This window comes from Brevibacterium sp. Lmc1, assembly GCF_057654315.1.
Genome location: NZ_CM172803.1, coordinates 951295 through 966944, shown reverse-complemented (window position 1 = coordinate 966944; position 15650 = coordinate 951295). Strand labels below are relative to the sequence as shown.

12 protein-coding genes and 3 tRNA genes are annotated in these 15650 nt (G+C 65.4%); 10 read left to right on the top strand and 5 right to left on the bottom strand.

Annotated elements, in window-relative coordinates:
- Positions 1-6: 6 nt before the first annotated feature.
- From AC239G_RS04110 to AC239G_RS04095, 4 genes are all read left to right on the top strand, one after another.
- A complete protein-coding gene (locus tag AC239G_RS04110) occupies positions 7-1443 on the top strand; it encodes an MFS transporter (protein ID WP_139469205.1) in 1437 nt (478 codons plus the stop codon).
- A gap of 271 nt (positions 1444-1714) precedes the next feature.
- On the top strand, positions 1715-2512 hold the full coding sequence (locus tag AC239G_RS04105) for a transporter substrate-binding domain-containing protein (protein WP_180987813.1): 798 nt from the start codon (positions 1715-1717) through the stop codon (positions 2510-2512).
- 228 nt (positions 2513-2740) lie between these two features.
- Complete coding sequence (locus AC239G_RS04100; protein WP_139469379.1) at positions 2741-3535, top strand: amino acid ABC transporter permease; 795 nt, start codon at positions 2741-2743, stop codon at positions 3533-3535.
- A complete protein-coding gene (locus tag AC239G_RS04095) occupies positions 3532-4311 on the top strand; it encodes an amino acid ABC transporter ATP-binding protein (protein ID WP_301539230.1) in 780 nt (259 codons plus the stop codon). The genes AC239G_RS04100 and AC239G_RS04095 overlap by 4 nt, the downstream gene beginning before the upstream one ends.
- A 15-nt stretch (positions 4312-4326) precedes the next feature.
- Here AC239G_RS04095 and AC239G_RS04090 read toward each other — a convergent pair whose 3' ends face one another.
- Positions 4327-5343, bottom strand: coding sequence for a proline racemase family protein (locus AC239G_RS04090; protein WP_487489868.1), 1017 nt, complete (start codon positions 5341-5343; stop codon positions 4327-4329).
- Between the two features lie 12 nt (positions 5344-5355).
- On the bottom strand, positions 5356-8178 hold the full coding sequence (locus AC239G_RS04085) for an aminotransferase class I/II-fold pyridoxal phosphate-dependent enzyme (RefSeq protein WP_181271024.1): 2823 nt from the start codon (positions 8176-8178) through the stop codon (positions 5356-5358).
- A gap of 188 nt (positions 8179-8366) precedes the next feature.
- Here AC239G_RS04085 and AC239G_RS04080 point away from each other — a divergent pair, with 188 nt between their 5' ends.
- Together AC239G_RS04080 and AC239G_RS04075 are read left to right on the top strand one after the other, a co-directional pair.
- On the top strand, positions 8367-10088 hold the full coding sequence (locus tag AC239G_RS04080; protein WP_487489867.1) for a thiamine pyrophosphate-dependent enzyme: 1722 nt from the start codon (positions 8367-8369) through the stop codon (positions 10086-10088).
- 64 nt (positions 10089-10152) lie between these two features.
- Positions 10153-11784, top strand: a complete 1632-nt coding sequence (locus AC239G_RS04075; RefSeq protein WP_139469198.1) for an amidohydrolase — start codon at positions 10153-10155, stop codon at positions 11782-11784.
- Positions 11785-11846: 62 nt separating this feature from the next.
- Here the strand turns inward: AC239G_RS04075 and AC239G_RS04070 are convergent, their stop codons facing one another.
- Positions 11847-13211 (bottom strand): aminotransferase class III-fold pyridoxal phosphate-dependent enzyme, encoded by a 1365-nt coding sequence (locus AC239G_RS04070; protein WP_487489866.1) that lies wholly within the window; start codon positions 13209-13211, stop codon positions 11847-11849.
- 88 nt (positions 13212-13299) lie between these two features.
- Here AC239G_RS04070 and AC239G_RS04065 point away from each other — a divergent pair, with 88 nt between their 5' ends.
- Entirely contained in the window at positions 13300-13911 is a 612-nt protein-coding gene (locus tag AC239G_RS04065) for a YigZ family protein (protein WP_139907055.1), read from the top strand.
- A gap of 35 nt (positions 13912-13946) precedes the next feature.
- Here AC239G_RS04065 and ybaK read toward each other — a convergent pair whose 3' ends face one another.
- On the bottom strand, positions 13947-14447 hold the full coding sequence (ybaK, locus tag AC239G_RS04060; RefSeq protein ID WP_101546357.1) for a Cys-tRNA(Pro) deacylase: 501 nt from the start codon (positions 14445-14447) through the stop codon (positions 13947-13949).
- Between the two features lie 207 nt (positions 14448-14654).
- Positions 14655-15002, bottom strand: a complete 348-nt coding sequence (locus AC239G_RS04055; RefSeq protein ID WP_139469193.1) for a metallopeptidase family protein — start codon at positions 15000-15002, stop codon at positions 14655-14657.
- 168 nt (positions 15003-15170) lie between these two features.
- Between AC239G_RS04055 and AC239G_RS04050 the strand changes: the two genes are divergently transcribed.
- The 3 genes from AC239G_RS04050 (at position 15171) to AC239G_RS04040 (ending at position 15498) form a co-directional block, all read left to right on the top strand.
- A tRNA-Glu gene (locus tag AC239G_RS04050) sits at positions 15171-15243 on the top strand.
- 37 nt (positions 15244-15280) lie between these two features.
- Positions 15281-15354, top strand: a tRNA-Asp gene (locus AC239G_RS04045).
- A gap of 71 nt (positions 15355-15425) precedes the next feature.
- Positions 15426-15498: transfer RNA gene (locus AC239G_RS04040), tRNA-Phe, on the top strand.
- Positions 15499-15650: the final 152 nt, after the last annotated feature.

Genomic DNA, 15650 nt, shown 5'->3' with positions numbered 1-15650 from the left:
ACCACCATGTCCACCGAAACACAGCCGGAGAATCCCTCTTCGGCACCCGGAGTCGACGACGACGCAATCGCAGCGACTCGGAAGAACAACACCCGCGGCAAGGTCCTGACCGCCTCGATGGTCGGCACCACGATCGAATTCTTCGATTTCTACGCCTACGCCACGGCCTCCTCGCTGGTCTTCCCGGCCCTCTTCTTCCCCAACCAGACGTCGACGACTCAGCTGCTGAGCTCGTTCGCGATCTTCGGCGTCGCCTTCGTCGCCCGCCCCCTCGGCTCGATCATCTTCGGCCACTTCGGTGACCGCATCGGCCGGAAGAAGACGCTCATCGCCTCTCTGCTCATCATGGGCATCGGCACCTTCCTCATCGGCCTGCTGCCGACAGCCAGCACGCCGGGCTGGGTCGTCCTCGCCCCGCTGTTCCTCGTTCTTCTGCGCTTCTGCCAGGGCGTCGGCCTCGGCGGCGAATGGTCGGGCGCGGCACTGCTGGCCACCGAGAATGCCCCGAAGGGCAAACGCGCCATCTGGGGCACTTTCCCACAGCTCGGCGCGCCAGTCGGCTTCATCATCGCGAACCTGCTCTTCGTCGCCCTCGGCACCTGGACCTCCCCCGAGGCGTTCCTCGCCTGGGGCTGGCGCATTCCGTTCCTGCTATCGGCCCTGCTCGTCGCCGTCGGCCTCTATGTCCGCATGTCGCTCATGGAGACCCCGGCGTTCCAGCTCGTCGCTCAGAAGCAGCAGATCTCGAAAGCCCCGCTCGGGCGGGTCTTCGCCACGAGCTGGAAGCCGCTCATCCTGGGCACGTTCATCATGCTCGCGACCTACGTGATCTTCTACTTCATGACCGCGTTCACCCTCACCTACGGCACGTCCCCGGCCACCCCGGAGCAGGCCCAAACCGCCGCCGAGGCGGCCGGGAAGTCCTTCGATCCCGCAGGCTTCGTCGCGGGGCTGGGTTACACGAAGAACGAATTCCTCACCTACCTCATCATCGGAGTCGTCTTCTTCGGCATCTTCACCGTCGTCTCCGGCCCCCTGGCAGAGAAGCTGGGACGCCGGAAGATGCTGCTGGGTGTGACCGTGCTCATCGCCGCCTACGGACTCGTCGTCAACGCCCTGTTCAACGCCGGCACCCCGGGAGTCATCATCGGCCTCATCGTCGGCTTCATCCTCATGGGGCTGACCTTCGGTCCGATGGCCGCATACCTGCCCGAGCTCTTCCCCGCCAATGTCCGCTACACCGGTTCGGCGATCTCCTACAACATGTCCAGCGTCATCGGGGCCGGTCCCGCACCATTCGCCATGGTCGCTCTGTGGCAGCACGAAGGAGGGTCGATCTTCTACTGCGGTCTCTACATCATCGCCGCAGCCATCGTCACGATCATCGCCCTGTGGCTGGCCAAGGACACCTCTGACCTCGATATGGAGGATCAGCTGAGCTGAGCCTCCGTCCGAACCTGGTCACTCATTCGAGGCCCGATCGCCGTTTTCGGCGGTCGGGCCTCGGCTCTGTGACCACAACTCACCGGCATCGCAGGTCAGCCAACCGCGAAGGCGGCAAGACTACGATTTCGTCACAACCGCCTCGGCGATCATCAAAGCGTCATAGGTGTGACCCAGTTCACGGTAGGATTCCTCTCAGACATTGCCCAGACACGGATGTCCGGGCAATCCGTTTGCGTGACGAGACCGTCACCGATCCCCTGGAGGAACCATGAAACGACGCTCGAGCCTGGCCATTGTGGCAGCCGGCGCCATGCTCGCCCTGTCCGCCTGCGGCGGCGGAGGCGATTCCGAACCTGCAGCGACCGCCGAAGGCGGAGTCCCCCTGGTCAAGGAAGGCAAACTGACCACCTGCACCCATCTGTCCTACCAGCCGTTCCAGTTCGAGAAGGACGGCGAGGTCGTCGGCTTCGACGTCGACATCGTCGATGCCGTGGCGAAGAAGCTCGGCGTCGAGCAGGAGATCATCAACACCTCGTTCGAGACGATCACTTCGGGCGCGGAGTTCAACCAAAGCAAGTGCGATGTCGCGGCAGCGGCAACGACGATCACTCCTGAACGCGAAGAGGCCACGGACTTCTCCGAACCGTACTTCGATGCAAACCAGGCGATCCTGACAAAGGCCGACAAGACCGCGAAGGACGAAAAGGCGCTCAAGGGCTTCAAGATCGCAGCTCAGGCCGGAACCACGGGCCTCGACTACGCGACCGAGCACTTCAAGGACTCCGAGGTCATCACCTATGAGGATCTGCCGCTCTCACTTGAAGCGCTCAAGACCGGTCAGGTCGACGCCGTGATCAATGACAACGGGGTGCTCTACAACTACAACACCGAGAACAAGGGCTTCGCGGTCGGCTTCGACATCAAGACCGACGAGCACTACGGCATCTCGATGAAGAAGGGCAACACCGAGATGAAGAAGGCCGTGGACGACACGATCAAAGAGATCAAGGGCAACGGCGAGTACGACAAGATCTACAAGAAGTGGTTCGGCGACGCACCGAAGTGACCACTTGCGAATGGGCGGCCGGCTGCGATCTGTCATTGCAGCGGGCCGCCCGTTCGGCTGAGTTCTACCAACCTGCCTGAGTCCCAACCGACACTCACGGCACGCACCCCGGCGGACACCCCCGCCACAGCTTTTCGAAGGACAACCATGTCAGTTCCCACAGCGAGCGAGGACGGCCGCCAGACCGGCCCTGCCGTCCCGGCCGCCACCGCCACTCCGAAGGCCAAGATGAGCAAACGCCAGAAGGCGAAGCTCTCCCGTGGCATCCAATACGCCATCCTCGTCGTCATCGCGGTCCTCGTCGCGGTCTTCGCCGACTGGCCGACGCTCATCGATTCCTTCGGCCGCATCGACATCGCCACGGGCATGTTCCCTGACGTCATCACGATGGCCTTGAAGAACACCGTGGTCTACACGTTCCTCGGCTTCGCCCTCGGCCTTGTCATCGCGTTGTTCGTCGCGCTCATGCGCCTGTCCTCCGTTGGTGTCTATCGCTGGCTGGCGACGATCTACATCGAGTTCTTCCGCGGACTGCCGGCTCTCGTCGTCTTCCTCGTTTTGGGATTCGGCATGCCTGTGGCCTTTCCCGGTTTCAATCTGCCGCAGCTCATCATCATCATGATCGCCCTCGGCCTCGTCTCCTCGGCGTATATGGCCGAGACGATCCGCGCCGGCATCCAGGCGGTGCCGAAAGGTCAGATCGAAGCCGCCCGGTCACTCGGCATGTCCTCGTCACGTGCGATGTTCACGATCGTCCTGCCGCAGGCGATGCGCATCATCCTCCCGCCGCTGACGAACGAGCTCATCCTGCTCGCGAAGGACTCGTCCCTGGCCTACATCCTCGGCTCCTCGGTCGACGGCCGTGAGCTCGCGGCACTCGGCCGCGCCGAGATCGTCAACACCGCGAACCTCACCCCGTTCATCGTCATCGCGCTGTGCTACCTCATCATCACGATCCCGCTGTCGTATCTGTCGCGGGTGCTCGAGCGCAAATACGGTTCCGCCGATTCAGGAGTGAAATGATGACCACCACCTCGCACGCGTCGACAAAGACGCCGATCATCGCGATCCGCAACCTCCAGAAGAGCTTCGGCACGAACCAGGTCCTCACCGACATCAACCTCGACGTCGTCAAAGGTGAGGTCGTCTGCGTCATCGGCCCCTCGGGCTCAGGCAAGTCGACGATGCTCCGATGCATCAACACGCTCGAGACTCCAACCGGCGGCTCGATCGTCGTCGACGGCATGGACATGACCGACCTCGATCTCGACATCGATGCCGCCCGCACCCGCATCGGCATGGTCTTCCAGTCCTTCAACCTCTTCGCCCACCTCACCGTGCGCGAGAACCTCACGATCGCGCAGACGAAGGTCCTCAGGCGATCGAAGGCCGAGGCCAACAAGGTCGCCGAGGCGAACCTCGCGAAGGTCGGGCTGTCCGAGAAGATGGAGGCCAAGCCCGGTTCGCTCTCCGGCGGTCAGCAGCAGCGTGTGGCGATCGCCCGTGCACTGAGCATGGACCCCGACGTCATGCTCTTCGACGAGCCGACTTCGGCGCTGGACCCGGAGACCGTCGGTGACGTCCTCCAGGTCATGCGCAACCTCGCCGAGGCGGGAATGACGATGGTCGTCGTCACCCACGAGATGGAGTTCGCCCGGCAGGTCGCTGACCGCGTGGTCTTCATGGACGGCGGAGTCGTCGTGGAGGCTGGACCGGCCAAGGACGTCATCGGCAATCCGCAGGAGCAGCGGACGAAGGACTTCCTCTCCCGCGTCCTCCACCCCGGCCAGCTGGGCTAGGCGCGGGCCGCAGGCTCAGAGCGTGAAGCCGGCGGGGAATGGGTCGCTGGGGTCGAGCATGAACTGCGAGGTCGCGGTCAGCCAGGCGCTGCCGGTGATCGTCGGCACCACAGCCACATGTTCGCCGACTCTCGTCTCCTCGATCAGCCGTCCGGTGAACGAGGTGCCGATGAAGCACTGATTGACGAAATCCGTGTTCAGGCCCAACTGCCCACGGGCATGCCGGACGGCCATGAGCGCGCTCGTGCCTGTGCCGCCGGGCGACCGATCGAGCCAGCCGGGATAATTGATGAGCACATGGCGGGCATCCGGGATTTCGCCGTCGGGCCCGGGCCCCGTCGGCGGCGTCAGGAACACGACGTGCTCGCAGCCGCGGAATCCGGTCACCGGATGCACGGGGTCGAGCTGTTCGTTGACCGCAGCCATGATCTCGCGACCAGCGGAGATGAAGTCCTCAGCCCGGTCGCGCTCGAACGGGATGTCGACGTCGGCGGCGGAGACGAAGGCGTAGAAGTTCCCGCCGAAGCCGATGTCGCAGGCGATCGTCCCTCGCCCGGGCACCTCGACGGTCTGGTCGAGGGCATGCGCATACGAGGGAACGTTGACGATGGTCACCGACTCGGCGCGACCGTCCCGGACGACCACCTCGGCGGTGATGAGCCCGATCGGGGCGTCGAGACGCACGGTCGTCACGGGTTCGACGACGGGCACCATTCCCGTCTCGACGAGCACGGTCGCCACCGCGATCGTGCCGGCCCCGCACATCGGCAGCACGCCGGTGACCTCGATGAAGAGCACTCCCCAGTCCGCGTCGGCACGGGTCGGCGGCTGCAGGATCGCTCCCGAGAGCCACCCGTGGCCGCGGGGTTCACACATGAGAAAGGTCCGCAGATCGTCGGAGTTCTCGATGAACCACTCCCGGCGTTCGGCCATGGACTCACCGGGGAATGGTCCCACTCCCCCGGTGACGACGCGGACAGGCAGCCCCTCGGTGTGGGCTTCGACGGTCTGGATGAGACGGATGGTCTGCACGGCCGATCTCGCTCAGCTCTCCAGGACCTCTTTGAGGATGACGCGGTAGCCCTGACGGGTGTCATAGCCGTGGATCTCACGGGTGTCGAGCGCGGACATGAAGTCGAGCACCTCGGCGGTGATGACCTGTCCGGGCACGAGCACCGGGAATCCGGGCGGATACGGAGTGACGAATCCGGCCGAGACCGGCTGTTCCCCGTTCTCGACGCGGCGTCGCAGCTCATGCGGCAGCACGTGTTCGATGTTCTGGCGACGCAGACCCGCATAGTAGGCGGTGCGTAGGTCGCCGTCGGGCAGCTGCTTCGACGGGTCGTCGGCGGGCACCTCGGCCGCGTAGTCGGGGGCGAAGGCCGAGAAGTCCGGCAGCGGGGGCATCACCGCGGCGGGTTCGGTCAGCGCATCCTGTTCCTGGAGTTCGTGCGGGTCGTTGAACTTCCCGGCCAGTTTGACCAGCACCTCGATGAGGTAGGCGACGGCCGAGCGTGAGGTGCCGATGTTCGTCATGAACAGCACCGTATTCCGGCTCGTCTTATTCACCTGGATGCCGTAGCGGTCCATGAGGTGTTCGTGCTTGAACGTGTCCCCGTCGACTCCCGTGCCCGAAATCTCGACGGTGATGCGGCTGGGATCGACGACGAATTCGTCGCGGACCCAGGCATCCCACATCGTCGACAGCCCATCGCGCAGCGGCATCGTCCGTTCGGTGACCCGGTACTCCTCGGGGATGAGATCGGCGGCGGTGAGCACCTTGAACGTCTTCTTCAGCAGCGGGTGACGCGCGATCGCCGAGGACAGGCTCATCGCCAGGTCGAGCTGCTTCTGCACGAGTGCGAACCCTTCCATCTCCACCTGCCTGCGACCGAGGTCGAGGGACGCGAGGATCTGGTAGTTCGGCGACGTCGAGGTGTGGGTCATATACGCCTCGTGGAAGGCCTCCTCGGCGCCGGTGGAGAATTCCTGATCGTAGACGTGGATCATCGACCCCTGGCGCAGCGCGGTCAGCGTCTTGTGCGTTGATTGGGTCGCGTACACGCGGATCGTGGCGTCCGGCGGCGGCAGCAGGTCTTCCTCCAGCCACACCGAATCGGGGGCGGGGGCACCGGTCTCGGGATCGAACAGGCGCTTCTGCTGATCCCGGTACGCCGCGGCATGGGCGTTGGTGGCGAGGTTCTCCTCGAGGGTCTCCGCGGCGACCATTGCGGTGCGCTTGCGGGTGACCGGGTGGAACCGGGCGAAGGCGAACCAGGCTTCGTCCCAGAGGAAGACGAGGTCGGGCTTGATCGCCAAGCATTCTGACATGACCTTGTAGGGGTCGTAGACGATTCCGTCGAAGGTGCAGTTGGTCAGGGTGATCATCCGCACCTCGTCGAGGCGGCCGGCGGCCCGGTAGTCGAGCAGCAGCTGCTTGATCCTGTTCAGCGGTACCGCCCCGTAGAAGGCGACGTCGTTGAGCGGGTACGCCTCGAGGTAGGCGGTGCGGGCGCCCGTGAGCATGAGCGCATGATGGTGAGACTTGTGGCAGTTGCGGTCGACCATGACGACCTCGTCGGGTGAGACGACTGCCTGGTGGACGATCTTGTTCGCCGTCGACGTGCCGTTCGTGACGAAGTACGTGCGCTTGGCGCCGTACGCGCGGGCCGCCAGCGACTGCGCCTTCTTCAGCGTGTGCACCGGCGCGAGCAGGGAATCGAGCTCACCGGAGGTGGCGCTGGATTCGGCGAGCAGCAGGTTGAGCCCGTAGAAGTCGACGAAGTCGCCGATCCACTTCGACCCGACGACGGAGCCGCCGCGGGAGACGGGCAGTGCGTGGAAGACACCGGCGGGACGGCGAGCGTGCTCACGGATCGCGTCGAAGAACGGAGTGTCGTAGAGGTGCTGGATGCGGCGCAGCAGGGACAGGTGGAGTTCGAACTGGTCCTCGCGGCGGAAGACGCGACGGAACCGGTGGGTCAGAGCACCTGCGAGGCTTTCGATATGGGCGCCGGCCATGAGGTAGAGGTCGAGCTCGGGGCGCAGATTCGCCAGGGTGTCTGCCAGCCGCAGCACCCGGCGCACCGAATTGAGCGGGCTCATCGGCGCCGTCGGCGACTCCTTCGTCGAGGTGTGCGCGAACTCGATGGAGTCGCGCAGGTCACGGCTGAGCACCTCGCGGGTGTTGTCGGTGAATCCGGGGCGGATGACGCAGGCGAGCAGGTTCGGGTTCGTCAGGGCCGCGGCCACCGCATCGTCGGCGGTGGGCACGATCACGTAGTCGTAGATGAACTGGTCGGAGGCGTTGCGGAGTTTGAGCAGGTCGGTGTGCAGCTCATCGCGGCCGCCCTCGGTGGTCTCATCGACGATGAGGACCTCGAATCGGGGACGGGTGTCCTGGCGGTCCTTGAGTTCGGCGCGCTCATCCTCGGTGAGGTCGTCTTCACCGGTGTCGGGCACGGTGGTGCCCCGGAGCCGATTGACCGCACGTGTGATCATGTCGTGCGCGCGGTCGAATTCGCCGTTCGAGAGCAGGTCGGTGATCTCCTCGACATAGCGCTGACCGAAACCTGCCCAGTAGAGCTCGATCGTCTTCAGCGAACGCAGCGAGCGCCACACCTCGCCGTCTTCGGCGATCATCGAGAAGTCCCCGCCGCTGACGGCCAGGCGTTTGATCGCGAACTTCAGGTACTCCCACGCGTCCGAACGCAGCCGCCACGTGCTCGCCGGCATTCCCGGATCCCGTTCGAGCTGCGCCCGGCGCGGCGTCGAGGGGGCTCCGACGCGACCGTGCCTGCGGCCGCCGCCGAGGTCGGTGGGCTCAAACTCCTGCGCCGTTGCCTGGTCGGAGTCGATTCCGGTCATGCGAGAGCCTCCTGGCTGTCAGTCTCAGTCCCCACCCCGGTCCGGTGTGGAATTCCTGCTCACGGGCTCAGTCGGCGGACCGTACTGATTCCGTTGTTGCACGATCATACGACCTCACAGTTTCGAATGGGCAGGGTGGTGGGCAGTTGAGACACCCACAGGAGGAGAAATGATGATAAGCATGGGGTATGGACACCTCCGCGTCTCTTTCTGCAGGTCATCTCATCGTCGAGGAACTCGAAGCACACGGAGTCACTCGCACTTATCTGGTTCCCGGCGAGTCGTATCTCGACGTCATCGACGGACTCCGCGATTCGGCTATCACCCCGATCGTCTGCCGCCAGGAGGGCGGGGCCGCATACATGGCCGTCGCCGAGGGGCGGATGACCGGGGTTCCCGGCATCGCCATGGTCACGCGTGGTCCCGGTGCGGCGAACGTCAAGGTCGGAGTCCACACCGCCTACCAGGATGCGACCCCGCTCGTCGTCTTCGTCGGCCTCATCCCCACCGATCATCGCGGCCGCGAATCCTTCCAGGAGTTCGATCTGGACGGCTGGTTCTCTTCGACCGCGAAGAAGGTGCTCACCCTCGATGATCCCGATAAGGCCGCCGAGGTGGTCGTCGACGCCATGCACACCGCCGTGACCGGGCGGCCCGGTCCCGTCATCGTCGGTCTGCCCGAAGAGGTCCTCGTCCGCTCGAGTTCCGGAACGGTGCTGCCCCCTCGCGTGCACGGATCGGCCTCACCGTATGCCGGGGACGTCACGGAGCTGCGTGCCCGCATCACCGCTGCCGACCGTCCCGTGCTCATCATCGGCGGCGAGGACTGGTCGCCGTCGACCTCGCGGCGCATCGCCCAATGGTCACGCGACCGCGGCCTCGGGGTGCTCGGCACCTTCCGCGCCTATGACGGCATCGACCACGACAGTCCGAACTTCCTCGGCATCTTGGGCTACGGTGCGTCCCCCGTGGCGAAGAGGGTCCTCGCCGAGGCGGACCTGCACATCTTCTTGGGCTGTGTCCGCACCGATGTGGCCACCGATGGGTTCAGCAACGGCGTCGACCAGCGCACTGTCGTCATCGGCCCCGATGCCGATGCGCACGGCCATTTCGGTCGCCTCGACCAGCACATCGTCACCTCGGTCGGCCGGTTCGCCCAATCCCTGTTCACCGAGGAGGGAACCCGCACGTATTCGGTGTCCTCCGACGGGTCGATCGACGAACCGCCGCTCGGCGATGCCCTGTCCGAAGCGGCAGGGGACGCCGTGCCGCTGCCGGCTTGGGTCGCCGAGTACCGGGCCGAGCTCGAGGCGTGGCGGAAACCGCAGGTGGCGGACTCGGGGTCGGCCGCCTCGGCGGGATTCGTCGACATGGACGAAGCATTCGTCCACGTGCAGGACCTGCTGCCGGACGACGCGATCATCACCTACGGGGCGGGGAACTTCTCCGGGTGGGCGACCAGGTTCCTGCCCACGCACGGGTTCCCCTCGGCGCTGGGTCCGCGCAACGGATCGATGGGTTTCGGCCTGCCTGCTGCGGTCGCCGCCGCGCTCGTCCATCCGGAACGGCCGGTGTTCTGCATCGCCGGCGACGGGGATTTCCTCATGAACGGGCAGGAGATGGCCACGGCCGTACAGTACGGCGCGGACATCACCGTCGTGCTCAACGACAATTCGGTCTACGGCACGATCCGCGGTCATCAGGACCGCGAATATCCGGGCCGGGCCACGGCCACCGCACTGCAGAATCCGGACTTCGCAGCCATGGCCACGGCGTTCGGCGGTCTCGGCATCCGCGTCGAGCGGACCGAAGACTTCCGCGACGCGTTCGAGCGGGCGCTGGCACACAAGGGGCTCTCGCTCGTCCACTGCATCACGGATCCGACCGTTCGCGGGGCGCGCCTGCCGTGAACTCAGCAGCGGCCTGCCGTGAACGGTGGGGCGGATGGCGAACGAATCTGACTAAGGTGGCGGTATGAGAATCGACGCGATCTTCACCGACCTCGACGCATTCACCCTTGATCCGGCGCGCCCGCGGGCGCAGAGGATCGGGGTGTGGGGCAACCGGATCATCGGCTTCGACGAGGAGCTCGACGGCATCGATGCCGATCGTGTCGAGTCCCTGAGCGGGGCGACTGTGCTGCCGGGCTTCAACGACGTCCACTGCCACACGACCTGGTTCGGTCTCACCCTGGCCTCGGTCGATGTCACGGCGCTGCCCGGCGGTCTGCCCGATGTGTATGCCGCACTCGAGAAGGCCGCGGCGACGACTCCGTCCGGGGAATGGATCGAAGCCACGGGGTATGCCCACCGTGACTACGACGGGCAGTATCCGGACCTGGCCAGACTCGACGAGATCACCGGGGACCGGCCGCTGTTCATGCGGCAGACGTCCGGTCATGCCGCGATCGCCAACACCGAGGCGATGCGTCGGGCGGGGATTCTGGACCCCGGCTTCGAGGAGCCGGTCGGCGGCAAGGTCGTGCGTGACGCGGCCGGACATCCGACGGGGCTGATCGAAGAGACCGCGCAGACTCTGGTGCAGGATCTCATCCGCCCGTATTCGCTCGACACCGTCGTCGACGCCCTCGACCTGGCGACGGCGTACTACGCGAAGGAAGGCATCACGTCCTTCGGCGAATGCGGTATCGCCTACGGCTGGATCGGCCACTCCCCCATTGAGATCAGTGGCTATCTGCGGGCTCGGGAGGAGGGGAAGCTGCGGGCGCGAGCGCAGCTCATGCCGCAGGCCGACGGGCTGCACCCGATCGCGGCGAACTCCGCCGACGGGTTCGGTATCGGTCTGGATGCGGGACTGCGTACCGGCCTGGGCGATGATCTCATCTCGATCGGGCCTGTGAAGTTCTTCATGGACGGTGCCCTGTCCGGCGAGACCGCGGCGCTGCGGGAGAACTACGCGGGCAAGGATCACCCCGGCTATCTGCAGGACGACGCCGAGGTGCTGCGTCAGCAGATCCTCGACACCTATGCCTCCGGCTGGTCGCTGGCAGTGCACGCCATCGGTGATGCCGCCGTGGATGCTGCGATCGCCAACATCGTCGAGGCGCAGAAGCGCTATGGCCGTCGGGCGGTGCCGAACCGGATCGAGCATGCCGCATTGGTCCATGACGAGCACCTGGCGACGCTGGCCGAGCACGGTATCGTCGTCACCCCGCAGGCGGCGTTCGCCGACGGCATCGGGGACGGGATGAACGCTTCGCTCGGGCCGGACCGCCGGCACCTGATCTACCGGGCGAAGTCGTTCGTCGATGCGGGTGTGCCGATGGCCGGCAGCTCGGACCGGCCGTGCGCCGACGGGAATGTGCTGCGCGGGATCGAAGCCTATGTCACCCGGAAGACCCGCGACGGGGACGTCATGGGTTCGCCGGCCGAATGCTTGAGCGTCGATGAGGCGATCGCGGCCTACACGGTCGAGGCGGCGAAGGCCTCGGGCCAGGGCGCGGACAAGGGAACGCTGAGCCGAGGCAAGCTCGCCGACTTCGTCGCCCTGGAAACCCACCCGCGGGACGTGGCCCCCGACGAGATCGCACAGATCCCGGTCCGCGCGACAATCCTCGGCGGCAACTACACCCACCAAACCCCCTAGTTACTACCTGACGGCGGCCCAGCAACCTCGCGCGAGGTTGCTGGGCCGCCGTCAGGTAGTAATTAGTGGGGGAAGTCTAAGTCGGTGAGGACCTTCTCGAAGACTCCGAGGCCGCGTTCGAGGTCCTCTTCGCTGATGTTGATCGGCGGGACCACGTGCAGCCGGTGGTAGTTGTTGAACGGGATGACGCCGTGCTCCTTCAGCGCCGCCACCACCGAGGCGACCTCAGGTGATCCTCCGCCGTAAGGGGCCAGCGGTTCCTTGGACTCCTTGTCCCGGACGAGTTCGATCGCCCAGAACGCTCCGGTGCCGCGGACCTCGCCGACATGCTTCGAATTCTCAGCGATCTGCCGCAGACGGGGCCCGATGACCGTCTCCCCGATATGAGCGGCGTGTTCGATCATGCCCTCCTCGGCCATCGCGTTGATCGTCGCGACCGCCGCCGCGCACGCCAGCGGATGCCCGGAGTAGGTCAGCCCGCCGGGGTAGACGCGTTCGGCGAAGGTCTCGAAAATCGCCTCGCTGATGACGACTCCGCCCAGAGGCACGTACCCGGAGTTCACGCCCTTGGCGAAGGTGATGAGATCGGGGACGATGTCGAAGTGCTCGAAGGCGAACCACTTGCCCGACCGTCCGAACCCTGCCATCACCTCGTCGGCGATGAGCACGATCCCGTGCTCGTCGCACAGCGCCCGCACACCCTGCATGTACTCCGGACTGGGTACCATGATGCCGGCTGTGCCGGGAATGGATTCGAGGATGATCGCGGCGATCGTCGCCGGTCCTTCCAGCTCAATGGTCCGACGCAGGTGCTGCAGCGCCCGTTCGGTCTCTTCAGCCTCCGTGGTGGCGTGGAACTCCGAACGGTAGAGGAAGGGCCCGAAGAAGTGGACGACGCCCGATTCTCCGGTCTCGTTCTCCCACCGGCGCGGGTCACCGGTGACGTTGACGGCAGTCTGGGTTCCACCGTGGTAGGACCGGTAGCGGGAGAGGACCTTGCGCCGCCCGGTGTGCAGACGTGCCATGCGGATGGCGTGCTCGTTCGCGTCCGCTCCGCCGTTGGTGAAGAACACGTGATCGAGCCCGGCTGGAGTGCGGTCGGTGATGAGGCGAGCTGCTTCGGAGCGGGCGGCGTTGACGGTGGCCGGGCTGATGGTGCACAGCACATCGGCTTGGTCCTTGATCGCCTGCACGACGGCCGGATGCTGGTGGCCGATGTTCGTGTTCACCAGCTGCGAGGAGAAGTCGAGGAACTCCCGACCCTCACCATCGATGACTGTCGACCCGTGGGCGCGGGCGACGGTCGGCGGGTCGATGAGTCGCTGTGCCGACCACGAGTGGAAGACGTGCGCGCGGTCGAGTTCACGGGCTCGGGCGGATTCGTCCTTGAGCGCTGCGAGGCCGATCTCGCCTGGTTGGTGCACCATTGTCACCCTTTCACTGAAGTACCGGGGATGAGCGCGGAATCCGCGCCCGTGGGCTCATCGTAGAACACATTCGACTACAGTGACGAGCATGTCTTACCGGACCATCGTCAGCCCCGTCGAGGCCGAGATCGAGATCAAGAGATCCCGTTTCCTCGCCCGCCTCTCCCCCGCCGCGGATGAGGCCGAGGCCAGGTCCGTCATCGCCGAGGCGCGCGCCGAGCATCCGAAGGCCCGCCACCATTGTTCGGCGTTCGTCCTCGACACCGATTCGCGCACTCAGCGCTTCAGCGATGACGGGGAACCGGCCGGCACTGCGGGCGCTCCGATCCTCGATGTCGTCACCGGTCATGATCTGACCTTCGTCGTCGCCGTCGTCACCCGGTATTTCGGGGGCACCCTGTTGGGCGCGGGCGGGCTCGTGCGCGCTTACGGTCAGGCCACCTCGGCGGCCGTGGATGAGGCGAGGATCGTCACCCGTCGTGAGCGTGTCCCTGTGTCCGCACACGTCGACTATGCCCAGGCCAACGCCCTGGAGCGGGCGGCCGGGAACCGGGGGTGGACGACGCGGGCCGACTACGGCGGTGAGGTCGGACTCGATGTCCTGGTCCCCCTCGCCGAGGTGGCCGACGCCGTGGCGATGTACGCCGACCTCACCGCCGGTCGGGCAGAGCCCGAGGTCGGTGAGGTCGAATGGGTGTGAGGCCGGGGATCGGCGTTCAGATCAGCGAGAGCTGATCAGTCGAGCGCGGCGATCTTCGCGACCTGGGCGTTCGTGAGCATGACGAGATCCTCGGGGCGGATCTCGATCTCGAGACCGCGACGGCCGGCCGAGACGAACACCGTCGAATGGTCGAGAGCTGTGCGGTCGACGACGACCGGCACGGCATGGCGCTGTCCGAACGGAGAGACTCCGCCGACGGGGTAGCCAGTACGACGTTCGGTCTCGGCGACGCCGGACAGCTGGGCCTTCTTCGCTCCGCGCGCGGAGGCCAGCGCCTTGAGGTCGAGCTGACCGGAGACGGGGACGAGCGCGGTCACGGGCTGCCCGTCGACCTGGATCATCAGAGTCTTGAACACCTGGTCGGAGCTGACGCCGAGTTTGTCGGCGGCCTCCGAACCGTAACGGCGGGTGGCGGGGTCGTGGTCGAAGCTGCGCAGGCTGTAGTCGATGCCTGCCAGATTGAGTACTCGCACGGCCGGGGTCGCCGCGCTGGAAGTCTTGGATGCAACTGTCATAAGGGGGTAGTGCCTCCTGCCCGCAGGTCAGCGGGGCCAGGAGGCGCAGCTTTCACGGCTCCGTGTCCCCGCATCGATACGGACGGAATGTTGTATCGGTGCTGATAGGTACCCGCCCACAATAGGCGAAGTAGGCTTGCGGACGCCAATTCCCGTGACGTCAAGTGACTCGTCGGTAAGCCCGTCAACCCCTTCGGCCGGAGACGCTCACCCCCACCCGAGTTCGTGGAGCCGATCGTCATCGAGCCCATAGAAATGGGCGATCTCATGAACGATGGTGACGACGATCTCCTCGCGCAGGTGATCGACATCCTCGGCGAAGTCGATGAGGTTGTCACGATAGATGAAGATATTGTCGGGCATCTCGAACCCGGCGACTCCCCGCTCCCCGATCGGTGTGCCCTCATAGAGGCCGAGCAGGTGTCGATCACCGTTCTCCGGCCGATCCTCGACGAACAGGGCGACATTGTCCAGCTGTTCGGTCACCCCGGCGGGCAGCAGATCCAGGGCTTCGCCGAGGATCGCGTCGAACTCCTCATCACTCAGGGCCACCATGCCTCCCACTCTAGCGACTCCGATCCCCTCGCCGAGGCGGCCCTGCGAAACGTCGACAAACACCGTTTCCGTCGTGTGACCGAGGACACTCCTTTTCGTTTTGCATTCCTCGAATCGGGTGGGATAAGCTTAACGTCGTTGCCCACGGGGAATCCGAGGACAACCTGGGCCCCCATCGTCTAGAGGCCTAGGACACCGCCCTTTCACGGCGGCGACACGGGTTCGAATCCCGTTGGGGGTACGGTGTAAGATCGTAAGGTCTTCCATCACAACAGCAAGGCCCTGTGGCGCAGTTGGTTAGCGCGCCGCCCTGTCACGGCGGAGGTCGCGGGTTCGAGTCCCGTCAGGGTCGCGGAGCATAAGGCTCTTCTTCGGAAGAGCCTTTGTTTCTCTCGACATACTTCTTCAGTATGTCGGCGACTCGGCTCTGTAGCTCAGTTGGTAGAGCGTTCGACTGAAAATCGAAAGGTCACCGGATCGACGCCGGTCGGAGCCACAACACGGAAGCCCCGCTTCCCCAGTGAAAACTGGGGAAGCGGGGCTTCTTCGCGTCTGCGGGCACCTCTTGAAATCCCAACCGACTGGAGTAGGTTGAAGGTGAGTTCGATGACCCGCCCACGTCGTGGTGGTGCGGGGTGAAAGGAGAGC